At 59.0% G+C, this 11,133-nt stretch carries 11 protein-coding genes; 7 read left to right on the forward strand and 4 right to left on the reverse strand.

Features of this window, described 5'->3' with window-relative positions; genetic code table 11:
• Window positions 1–575 precede the first annotated feature (575 nt).
• The gene (gene hslU, locus JHD62_RS20025) at window positions 576–1,916 is read right to left on the reverse strand and encodes an ATP-dependent protease ATPase subunit HslU (RefSeq protein WP_199104364.1); all 1,341 of its coding nucleotides are present in this window, start codon (window positions 1,914–1,916) and stop codon (window positions 576–578) included.
• A gap of 67 nt (window positions 1,917–1,983) precedes the next feature.
• Entirely contained in the window at window positions 1,984–2,544 is a 561-nt protein-coding gene (gene hslV, locus JHD62_RS20030; protein WP_178971782.1) for an ATP-dependent protease subunit HslV, read from the reverse strand.
• Window positions 2,545–2,808: 264 nt separating this feature from the next.
• Here hslV and JHD62_RS20035 point away from each other — a divergent pair, with 264 nt between their 5' ends.
• The 7 genes from JHD62_RS20035 to JHD62_RS22990 all read left to right on the forward strand — a co-directional run bounded on the left by JHD62_RS20035 (window position 2,809) and on the right by JHD62_RS22990 (window position 9,759).
• Entirely contained in the window at window positions 2,809–3,429 is a 621-nt protein-coding gene (locus JHD62_RS20035) for an energy transducer TonB (RefSeq protein WP_131357068.1), read from the forward strand.
• Between the two features lie 65 nt (window positions 3,430–3,494).
• Window positions 3,495–4,103, forward strand: coding sequence for a MotA/TolQ/ExbB proton channel family protein (locus JHD62_RS20040; protein ID WP_231588933.1), 609 nt, complete (start codon window positions 3,495–3,497; stop codon window positions 4,101–4,103).
• The gene (locus JHD62_RS20045) at window positions 4,090–4,500 is read left to right on the forward strand and encodes a biopolymer transporter ExbD (protein WP_199104365.1); all 411 of its coding nucleotides are present in this window, start codon (window positions 4,090–4,092) and stop codon (window positions 4,498–4,500) included. The genes JHD62_RS20040 and JHD62_RS20045 overlap by 14 nt, the downstream gene beginning before the upstream one ends.
• A gap of 184 nt (window positions 4,501–4,684) precedes the next feature.
• Entirely contained in the window at window positions 4,685–6,853 is a 2,169-nt protein-coding gene (locus JHD62_RS20050; protein ID WP_199104366.1) for a TonB-dependent siderophore receptor, read from the forward strand.
• 103 nt (window positions 6,854–6,956) lie between these two features.
• On the forward strand, window positions 6,957–7,637 hold the full coding sequence (locus JHD62_RS20055) for a Fe2+-dependent dioxygenase (RefSeq protein WP_131357062.1): 681 nt from the start codon (window positions 6,957–6,959) through the stop codon (window positions 7,635–7,637).
• Window positions 7,638–7,774: 137 nt separating this feature from the next.
• Window positions 7,775–8,329 (forward strand): PAS domain-containing protein, encoded by a 555-nt coding sequence (locus JHD62_RS20060; protein WP_045848458.1) that lies wholly within the window; start codon window positions 7,775–7,777, stop codon window positions 8,327–8,329.
• Window positions 8,329–9,759, forward strand: coding sequence for a methyl-accepting chemotaxis protein (locus tag JHD62_RS22990; protein WP_199104367.1), 1,431 nt, complete (start codon window positions 8,329–8,331; stop codon window positions 9,757–9,759). Before JHD62_RS20060 ends, JHD62_RS22990 begins: the two co-directional genes overlap by 1 nt.
• Before the next feature lie 244 nt (window positions 9,760–10,003).
• Here JHD62_RS22990 and JHD62_RS20070 read toward each other — a convergent pair whose 3' ends face one another.
• A complete protein-coding gene (locus JHD62_RS20070; RefSeq protein WP_199104368.1) occupies window positions 10,004–10,528 on the reverse strand; it encodes a Dps family protein in 525 nt (174 codons plus the stop codon).
• A 226-nt stretch (window positions 10,529–10,754) separates the two neighbouring features.
• Window positions 10,755–11,133, reverse strand: a 379-nt coding sequence (locus tag JHD62_RS22685; RefSeq protein WP_233161120.1) for a hypothetical protein, incomplete at its 5' end; no start/stop codon positions are given.

Genomic DNA, 11,133 nt, shown 5'->3' on the forward strand with positions numbered 1-11,133 from the left:
TGCAGTGCAAGTATTTGGCTTTCGCCAAGTACTCACACCTATCGGTTATTCTGTTTTTTAAAGAGCGGTGCAGGTCGCTGCGTTTCGTTTCCGTCGCTGCGTTGTCTGCTGAGGAGGCGAACTATACGCCCGCGGCCTGACCTCGTCAACACCTTATTTTCAAAATATGCGCTGTTTTTACAGATTTCATCGCAAAGCATTGATTCAAAAAAGAATAAAAACTGAAACAAATTGAATGTCGATGTTGACGCCCCGTCATTTGCTGGTGACTACCGGGATTTCCCGGCAGGAAAATCGTTCAGGATGGTCAAATCAGCAAATCATTTCGCTGTTTATACGCATTTTTCATTTTTCTGCTTACTGACAACAACCCCTTCCCGATTTCTGGATAGAAAGCGCGGCTCCCTTTCAGGGAAAGGGCGGGGGGAAAGGGGAATCGATGGGAAGGCTGCGGAATTAAATGCTTGGTCGGAAGGCCCGGCTTTGCCGGGTCCAGTACAAGCACACCAAATAACATTGTCAGCAGCCTGAACAGCGCCCGCTGGGCGCTGTTGTTTGCTGGAGCAGATAGGGACTTACAGTACGTAGCGGGCCAGGTCTTCACGCTGGGACAGCATGTCCAGCTTGCCATCCACATAGTGGGCGTCGATCTTGCAGCTGCCACTGCGCGCATCGAAGGAGACTTCTTCCAGCAGTTTCTCCATCACCGTATACAAACGGCGTGCGCCGATGTTTTCGGTTTTTTCGTTCACATGCCAGGCTATCTCGGCCAGACGACGAATACCGGACTCCTCGAATTCCAGCTCCACGCCTTCGGTCGCCAGCAGCGCCTGGTATTGGCGGGTGAGGCAGGCGTCGGTGCTGGTGAGGATTTGCACGAAGTCGTCCACCGATAGCGAGGAGAGTTCTACGCGAATCGGCAGACGGCCTTGCAGTTCCGGGATGAGGTCGGACGGCTTGGACAGCTGGAAGGCGCCGGAGGCAATGAACAGGATGTGGTCGGTCTTGACCATGCCGTATTTGGTGGTGACGGTGGTGCCCTCCACCAGCGGCAGCAGGTCGCGCTGCACACCGGCGCGGGAGACATCGGCCCCCTGCCCTTCCGAGCGGCTGGTGACCTTGTCGATTTCATCGAGGAAGACAATGCCGTTCTGTTCGACGTTCTTCATGGCTTCGGCCTTGAGTTCGTCTTCATTGACCAGCTTGGCGGCTTCTTCGTCGATCAACAGCTTGAAGGCTTCGGCTACTTTGAGCTTGCTGGCCTTCTTCTTGCCGGCATTCATGCCCTGGAACATGCTTTGCAACTGGCTGGAAAAGTCTTCCATGCCCGGCGGAGCAAAGATTTCCATCTTGGACTGCGGCGCAGCCACTTCGATTTCGATTTCCTTGTCGTCCAGCTTGCCCTCGCGCAGCATCTTGCGGAATTTCTGCCTGGTGTGGCCGTCTTCGGGCTTGCTGTCTTCGGCCTGCGGTTCGCCAAAGAAACCGGGGGCGCTGCGCGCCGGCGGCAGCAGTACGTCGAGGATGCGGTCTTCGGCGGCATCTTCAGCGCGCACGCGGTTGCGCTTGATGGCGGCGTCGCGGGTTTCCTTGATGGCGACTTCCACCAGGTCGCGGATGATGGTGTCGACGTCGCGGCCGACATAGCCGACTTCGGTGAACTTGGTGGCTTCTACCTTAATGAAGGGCGCGCCGGACAGACGGGCCAGGCGGCGGGCGATTTCGGTCTTGCCGACGCCGGTGGGGCCAATCATCAGAATGTTCTTGGGGGTGATTTCGCTGCGCAGTGGCTCGGCCACTTGCTGGCGCCGCCAGCGATTGCGCAGGGCAATGGCGACGGCGCGCTTGGCAGCGTCCTGGCCAATGATGTGCTTGTTCAGTTCGTGAACGATTTCTTGCGGGGTCATTTGCGTCATGACGGTACTCCCGGCCACGCCGGCATGCCTGCGCTGGCCTGTGAATCGGTGAAAACGAAGGCTGGGCTTATTGTGCCGCAGGCTGGGCTTCTTCCCCCAGCGTTTCGATAAGGTGGTTCTGGTTGGTGTAGATACAGATGTCGCCGGCGATTTCCAGTGACTTCTTCACCACCACGGCAGGGTCCAGTTCGGTGTTTTCAAACAGGGCGCGCGCGGCGGACTGGGCAAAAGCCCCGCCCGAGCCAATGGCGGCAATGCCCTGCTCCGGCTCCAGCACGTCACCGTTACCGGTAATGATGAGGGTGGCTTCCTTGTCAGCCACGATCAGCATGGCTTCCAGCCGACGCAGCATGCGGTCGGTACGCCAGTCTTTCGCCAGCTCCACAGCGGAGCGCACCAGATGGCCCTGGTGTTTTTCCAGCTTGGCCTCGAAACGCTCGAACAGGGTGAAGGCATCGGCCGTGCCACCAGCAAAGCCTGCCAGTACCTTGCCCTGATACAGGCGGCGGATTTTGCGCGCCGTGGACTTGATCACGATATTGCCCAGGGTTACCTGGCCGTCGCCGCCCAGCGCCACGCGCTCGCCGCGACGGACGGAGACGATGGTGGTTCCGTCAAACTGCTGCATGTTCTGTTCCAGTCTATTGAATGTGTCTGCGCCAGACTGACGCGTAATGAGCAATATGCAGCCATTCAGGGCGATTACAAGACAACCCTTTGGCACACATGGCTTATTGCAGCAAAGGGCACAACAAATCTTAATAATTGCTAATGATAATAATTTGCATTATCATTTTTTACCATGAATCTCCGACTCCAAACTACTGCAAACAGGCTGCCTTCTGCGGCATTTCTGGGAAGCTGCAGCCTGCACGGGCTGGCATTGCTGCTGTTGGCAAGCTGGTTGGCCACCACGCCTCCGGTGACCCTGCCGCAGCTGGCCAGCCTGCCGGCCATGACCCTGGCAGCGCCCAGCGCGCCAGCGCCTTCTGCTGCGGTTCCGGTGACACCACCCAAGCAAAGCAAGCCAACGCCGGTAGCGAAACCGGCCACGCCCCGGCCTGTTGCCAAGACGGCAGCCAAGCCCACAGCGCAGCCTGTCGCACGTTCGTCCGTCGCGCCAAGCCCGTCGGCGGCCCCGGCGGAAACAAGCAACCATGTGGCGGCACCTGCTGCTGCACCAGCGGTGGCGACGCCAGCGGCACCGGCGCCACAGGTACAGGAGCCCTTGTACCGCGGCGGCTATCTGAATAACCCCAAGCCGACCTACCCGCCGCTATCCATTGAAATGGAAGAAACCGGCACGGTGCGCCTGCGGGTGCAGGTGAGCGCCCAGGGCTTGCCGGTGTCGGTGGAGCTGGAGCACAGCAGCGGTTTTCCCCGGCTGGACCGCGCCGCGCAGACTGCGGTACGCGGCTGGAAATTCATTCCGGCCAAGCGCGGTGATGAAGCCATTCCTTATACCTTTATTGTTCCCGTCGAATTTTCCCTGAAGAACTTGCGCAAACCATGAAGCTACTGACTGTCTTTCAACAAGGGGACGTTGTGCTGAGCACGACGTTCATGATTCTTATTCTCATGTCTATTGCAACCTGGTCGCTGATTTTGCAGCGCGGGGTGCAGACTTACCGCCTGCGACGCGCCAACCGCCAGGCGGAAGCCGCGTTGTGGGATGCACCGGACTGGTCGAGCGCCGAACAGGCACTGGCTGACTCCACCGCGCCGATGGCGCATATCACCCGCGAAGGCCTGGCCGCGCTGCGCCATCACCAGCAGCATGCCGAACGTTCTCTGGGCAAGGCCTGCGATCTGAACGAGTTTGTCACCCGCGCCATCCGCAAGGCACTGGCACAGGAAAATGCCCGCCAGGAAAGCGGCATGACCGTGCTGGCATCCGTCGGCTCGACGGCGCCGTTCATCGGCCTGTTTGGCACGGTATGGGGGATTTACCACGCACTGGTGAATATCGGCACGGCAGGCCAGGTAAGCATTGCCACGGTGGCCGGCCCCATCGGTGAAGCGCTGATTGCCACTGCGGCAGGCCTGGCAGCCGCCATTCCTGCGGTATTGGCTTACAACACGTTTACCCGTACGCAACGGGTACTGTCGCAGCAGCTGGACCATTTTGCCCATGACCTGCACGCCCAGTTGCTGACCCAGCCGGAGTCTGGCCATGGCATTCGGTAGTTTCGACAAAGGGCCCGGCGCGCCCATGGCCGAGATCAACACCACCCCGCTGGTGGATGTGATGCTGGTGCTGCTGGTGGTATTCATCATTACCGCGCCGCTGCTGACCAATAGCGTGAAGCTGGACCTGCCCCAGGCTGCCGCCGCGGCGCATCAGGACAAGCCGGAGCAGATCCGACTGTCCATCAATGCGGTCGGTGCCTTGTTCTGGAATGACCAGCCGGTCAGCCAGAGTGCCCTGGCCGCCCGCTTTGCCGCTGCCGTGCAATCCAACCCCAAGGTGGAACTGAACTTGCGCGCCGACAAGAGCGTGCGCTACGAGCTGGTGGCCACCACGCTGGCCACCGCCCAGCAAAACGGCATCAGCCGCATCGGCTTTCTGACCGAAGCGCCCTAGCCGCCACCCACCGCTGTTCTGACAACCGGCCCGTCACGGGGGTGGCTGACCGGTTGTTGTACTCCCCTGTCCTTGTCTGCTGCTACCCATGCTGCCCACTCAGCATGCGGGAACGGCTGCGTCACGCCCATGCGCAGACCGGGACTTTGCTTTCCGTGATTGGCACACAATAAAAGAGGATTAAATGAAACAAAGCTTGCAAAAATCGCCCCACCTTGCTCAGCGCAAACTGCCCACACGCGTGGCGGTCGGCATGCTGGCCGTGGCACTGAGCCCCAGCCTGGCACTGGCAGCAGAAACCGGCCAGACCCTGGAGACGGTTACCGTGGAGGGCGAGGCCCCGGTACGCGACACCTACAAGACGGAAACCACCAGCATTGGCAAAACCAAGCAGCAGCTGCGTGACATTCCGCAATCCATCACCGTGGTCAACCAGCAACTGATGCAGGACCAGGGCGTGGCCACACTCAAGGATGCACTGCGCAACGTGCCGGGCATCACCTTTGCCGCCGGCGAAGGTGGCCGTACCGGCGACCAGGTAGTGATCCGCGGCTTCTCCGCCGCCACCGACACCTATCGCGACGGCATGCGCGATATCGGCCAGTACAACCGCGATGCCTTCAACGACGAAAAGGTGGAAGTACTGAAGGGTGCCAGTTCCATGCTGTTTGGCCGTGGTTCCACCGGCGGGGTGGTGAATCAGGTCAGCAAATCGCCGTATCTGGGCAACAAGCTGGAGGGCGACCTCACCATCGGCACCAATGACTACCAGCGCGTGACGGCCGACATCAACCAGATGACCGGCGATCACTCTGCAGTACGGCTGAACCTGATGGACACGCACGACGGCAGCGACCGCGGTGCGGCCAAGAACGAGCGCTGGGGCATTGCGCCATCCGTCGCCTTTGGCCTGGGCGAGCCCACCACCGTGGTGCTGTCCTACATGCATCAGGAAGAAAACAATGTGCCGGACTACGGCGTGCCGTATAACCCGGCCACCCGCCAGCCACTGGCGGTGGACCGCAGCAAGTTCTACGGTTTTGACAGCGATTACGAAAAAACCAGTGCTGATATCGTCACCGCCAAAGTCACCCACGACTTTGGCAATGGCACCGAGCTGAGCAACCAGTTGCGCTACAACCGCTTCTGGCGCGACGTCAACCCTACCGCACCGCGCCTGGCCAGCAGCGACACCAGTGCCACCGGCCTGATGCGCCGCAGCAAGCCAATGCGCGACGGTGTGGATCAGTCCGTCAACAACCAGACCGACCTGACCACCCGCTTTGCCACGGGTGACATCCGCCACACCTTGCTGACCGGGCTGGAACTGACTTACGAGCTGTCCGACACCAGCCGTTACGCCCTGCTCAATACCCTGCCCACTACCACCATTGGCAACCCGGTATCCTCCACCGCCTACAATGCGGCCCGCTATCGCAGCAGCAATACCAAGTTCCAGGCCAGCGACATTGCCCTGTACGGCATGGACACCATCGAGCTGACCCGGCAGTGGAAAGCCGTACTGGGTGCACGCTTTGACCGTTTCGACGGTGATTACAATGTTCGTTCTTACAATGCTGATGGCAGCATAAAGAGTAGCGACAGCTATGACGCATCGCGCACCGACAATGTATGGAGCTGGCGCAGCGGCCTGATCTGGCAGCCGGACATGGCCCAGTCCTACTACTTCAGCTACGGCACCTCGTTCAACCCCTCTGGCGAAACCTATTCGCTGGACAAGGCTACCGCCAAGGTAGACCCGGAAAAGAACCGCAATATCGAGCTGGGTGCCAAGTGGGACTTGCTGGATGGCGATGCCAGCCTGCGTGCGGCACTGTTCCGCATTGAAAAAACCAACGAGCGCAATACCGACCCATTGGACAGCAGCACGGTGGTGCTGTCTGGCAAGCGCCACACGAATGGTATCGAGGTAGAAGGTAGTGGCCGCCTGACCGAGCGCTGGGAAATCTTTGCCGGCGTCACCTTCATGGACTCCAAGATCGACAAAGCGGCACCGCAGAATCAAGGCCTTACCAATACCCAAGGCATGATGCCACGCTATACCCCGCGCGCCACCGGCAATATCTGGACCACTTACAAGTTGACCGACCAGCTTACCGGCGGCATTGGTGCCACCTACGTGGGCAAGCGCTATGCCACCGAAACCAATGTCAATTACCTGCCGGCCTACACGGTAGCCAATGCCATGCTCAGTTATGAAACCAAGCATTACCGCTTGCAGTTGAACCTGAACAACCTCAGCAACAAGACCTACTACGACGGAGCCTATGGCGGCCATGCCACCGTGGGTACCCCACGCGAAGCACAGCTGACCATCGGCCTGAAATACTAAGCCTCTGCGCCAGCCGCTCCTCACTGCGGCTGGCGCATTTTTACCTGACCGGCGCCAACCCTTTTGTCGTCAGACAGCGCCCGGTACACGCGGAGTCCAACCCATGCTGCTTCACATCCCCGACGTCCTCACCCCCGAAGAACTGGCCCATGGCCGCATGCTGCTCTCCCAGGCCGACTGGGCTGATGGCCGCATTACGGCGGGCAGCCAGTCCGCCCAGGTCAAGCGCAATCTGCAACTGCCCCAGCACCTGGACATTGCCCGCGAGCTGCAAGCCATGGTGGAAGCAGCGCTCAAACGCAATGCCCTGTTTTTTTCGGCAGCCCTGCCCAAAACCGTATTCCCCCCCCTGTTCAACTGCTATCAAGGCGGCATGGACTTTGGCAATCATGTGGACAATGCAGTGCGCAGCCACCCCTTCGACCAGAGCTGGGTGCGCACCGATGTGTCCTGCACCCTGTTCTTCAGCCAGCCGGATGAATACGACGGCGGGGAACTGGTGGTGGAAGATACCTATGGCCTGCACAGTGTGAAGCTGCCTGCCGGCGACATGGTGCTCTACCCCTCCACCAGCCTGCACCGCGTTGAACCGGTTACCCGTGGCGCGCGCATCGCTTCTTTTTTCTGGACCCAAAGCATGATCCGGGACGACGCCAAACGCAGCCTGCTGTTTGACATGGACATGGCCATTTCACAGCTGCGCCAGCAGCACGGCGACACCAAGGAACTGGTCACCCTGACCGCCAGTTATCACAACCTGCTGCGCATGTGGGCGGATCTTTAAACAGACAAGTACTTTCTGATCCAAAGATTGGAAAAACCTGATCACTGTCATGAAAAATTTCGGCATGACTAAGTAAAGTTACCAAGAACTCTACTTAATCGACATATCCAGCACGGATATCTATGCGGAAGCCCACCATGGCGAGCCAGATCCACCCATCCCAAAGCCGGGAAGTGCAATTGAAGGAAGATGAGCTGATTGTCACCAAGACGGACAGTACCGGCCACATTACCTATGCCAACCGCGTCTTCATGCAGCTGGCCGAGTATCCGGAAAGCGAGCTCCTCGGCAAGCCACACAATCTGATTCGCCACCCGGACATGCCACGCGGCGTGTACCGGCTGATGTGGAAAACCCTGCAGGCCGGGCGAGAGTTTTTCGGCGTGGTCAAAAACTACACTGCCAGCGGCAATTACTACTGGGTGCTGGCCAATGTCACACCGGACTACGACAGCAAGAACAAGCTGGAAGGTTATTTCTCGGTACGGCGTCCGCCCGGCCGGCGCGCAGTGGAAACCGTGATTCCCATTTACGCCCGCATGTGCCAGCTGGAAAGCACACTGAACAAGGCAAGCGCACCGGATGCATCCATGGAATGGCTGCTGGCCGAACTGGACAAGCAGGGCCACAGCTATGAAAGCTTTGTGCTGTCCTTGCTGGACCCCCACCTTTCCACCGGGAGGTCTGCCTGATGGCCCGCCGCTCCTCACCCTTCCTGCGAACCCGGCTGGGCTTCTGGCTGATCGGCTTCAATGTACTCACCATCTGCACCGTACTGGCCTCCTTGTTGCTGCCCGATAGCTGGCGTCTGGCGGTAGAAGTGTTCCTGGTTTTGTTGTCGCTACTGCTCTCGGCCATGATCTGGCTGGGCAGCGGGCGCATTTTTGCCGTGCTGAACACCCTGCACGAACAACTGGGTTATGCCTGTGATGGCGAATTGCACCATCGCGCCTCGCGCACCCGCGACATGGGTGAAGTCGGCCTGGTGGCCTGGGAGTTGAACGATTTTCTTGATCTGGTGGAAACCTATTTCAAGGAAATCAATACCAGCTTCCGTCGCGTCAGTGAGAACGACTACAGCCGACGTCCGCTCAGCCAGGGCCTGCCCGGCATGTTTGCCGAATCGCTGCAGAATGTGGACAGCGCCATCCAGGCCATGGCGGACAACGATGGTTACATCCGCAAGAATCGCCTGTCCTCCCAACTGGCTGCCCTGAACAACCCGCATCTGCGTAACAACCTGGCCAGCAATCAGAACGATCTCACCCAGATCAGCACCGCCATGGATCAGGTCTCCAGCATCACCCGCGACACGGCCAGTACCTCGCGAGACAGCCTGGAAAGTGCCACCCTGCTGACCGGCCATATGGATACGATTGCCGGCAGCGTGGTCAGCATGAACGAAGCCAGCACCGCTCTTGCTCAGGAGTGGACGGGCATTGAATCCTCGCTGGCGGCCATTTCCGCCATTGCCGACCAGACCAATCTGCTGGCGCTGAATGCCGCCATTGAAGCGGCCCGCGCCGGCGAAATGGGACGCGGCTTTGCCGTGGTGGCTGATGAAGTACGCAAGCTGGCCGAACGCAGCAAGGATACCGCGCACCGGGTACAGTCGGTGCTGGGCAGCCTGTCCAGCCGCATCAGCGACATGCATGCCCGTGCCAGTGAAGCCGGCACGGTCGCCGCAGAAGTCAAGGCTTCGGTCGAAACCTTCCACCAGCGCTTTGCCACCCTCGCGGAACAGTCCGATACCGTGCTGGGACAAGTCCAGCGGGTGCGCGACATGTCGCAGGTATCACTGCAAAAAGTCGGCCATGTCATGTACAAGCAAATGGCCTACCACGCCATTGAAGAAGGTGCCGGGCTGCCACTGGGCAATGACCTGACATCCTGGTGTCAGGGCGAAGGCCGGAACAGCTTCGGCGCGACCCGCGCCTTCGCTCAGCTGGCACCAGCGGATGAACGTGTCGGCAAAGGCGTTGAACTGGCACTGTCCACCGCCAGCAACAAGCAGACGCTGGACGAAGACGCCATCCTCCAGCACATGCGGGTGCTGGAACAGGATAGTGCCCAGATCTTGCAGTTACTGGACCGCATGGTGGAAGAAAAGCATCTGCACTGACCAGCTTGCTGCGGGGCTTGCCACTTCCATTGCACTGTGCCCGGCTACGCCGGGCCATCCTGTCCGCCGTTTGATTTCACAGGCAGCCCCCCGCGCCACTACCTTTCTACTGCCAGTTGATGAAGATTGCAGAAGTTGGAGGGGCGTTTGACCAGGCAGCTTCGCTTGCCTGACGGAAATCACGGGAATCCGGCCGATAATGAAAAACAGCCCTGACGGGCTGTTTTTCATTCTGCCTGCGCGGTTAACGTCGCCCGGCCTCAAACAGGAACCAGCAACGGCGTTCGGTTTCATCCAGCCAGTTCTCAATCAGGCTGGCCGCCGCGATATCGCGGTGCTCCTCGCATACCGCATGTGCCTCGCGCAGCCTGCCAGCCAGGGCTGCATTATCCTCGCGCAGTTCCGCCAGCATATCTTCCGGTGTGACATAAACGGCATCGTTATCCTTGATGCGTTGCTGACGCGCAATGTGGCCGATCGAGCGCAATGTCGTGCCACCCACCTTGCGCACCCGCTCCGCCAGTGGGTCGGTCATCGCATATAGCTGATCGCCCTGCTCATCCAGCAGCAAATGGTAATCGCGGAAATGCGGCCCACTGACATGCCAGTGGAAGTTCTTTGTTTTCAGGTAAAGCGCAAAGGCATCTGCCAGCAAGCCGTTCAAGGCGGCGCTGATGTCGCGGGAAGCCGTTGAGCCCAGGTCGCTGGGGGTATGCAAGGCGGCATCGGGATGGGCATGCAGGGCCGGAGTGTGTGTTGCTTGGGTCATGACGGGGCATCTCCTCAGAAAATGGGACAGCATCCAGTGGCTTACGCTGCTTGTGAGAAGCTATTTTTCTCACCATCTTTGGGCAAGCCTGCTTTTCTGATTGAACGGGCGATTTTTCCCAACCACCCGCTTCCTCCTCGTCACCTAGCCGCCCCGGCAGCAGACCTGCCATACGTAGCTATGCGTAAACCCTATCCCGATCTGTTCCTCTCCAACACCAGAAACATCAAAATATACGTAAATATTTTATGTATTTCATTACATAAATAACAAAATTGAATTCGATAGATTTTTTCATCAAAAAAATACGGAAAAACTCGCCATGAATATGTAGCAACAAAACAGGAAATTCCAGAATCAGACAGGTATCACTCAGCAATTGGCCGGGAAGACGGGTGCCCAAAAACACCAGGTCAGCGCAATAGCCGGGCAGGCCTGCCGGAAAATTGGCACACGCAGGAACAGGGTTCAAAAAACAGCTTGGGAGTTGGCTTGGGAGTTGGCTTGGGAGTTGGCTTGGGAGTTGGCTTGGGAGTTGGCTTGGGAGTTGGCTTGGGAGTTGGCTTGGGAGTTGGCTTGGGAGTTGGCTTGGGAGTTGGCTTGGG

Source organism: Aquitalea sp. ASV11 (genome assembly GCF_016429185.1).
In the GTDB taxonomy this organism is placed as follows: domain Bacteria; phylum Pseudomonadota; class Gammaproteobacteria; order Burkholderiales; family Chromobacteriaceae; genus Aquitalea; species Aquitalea pelogenes.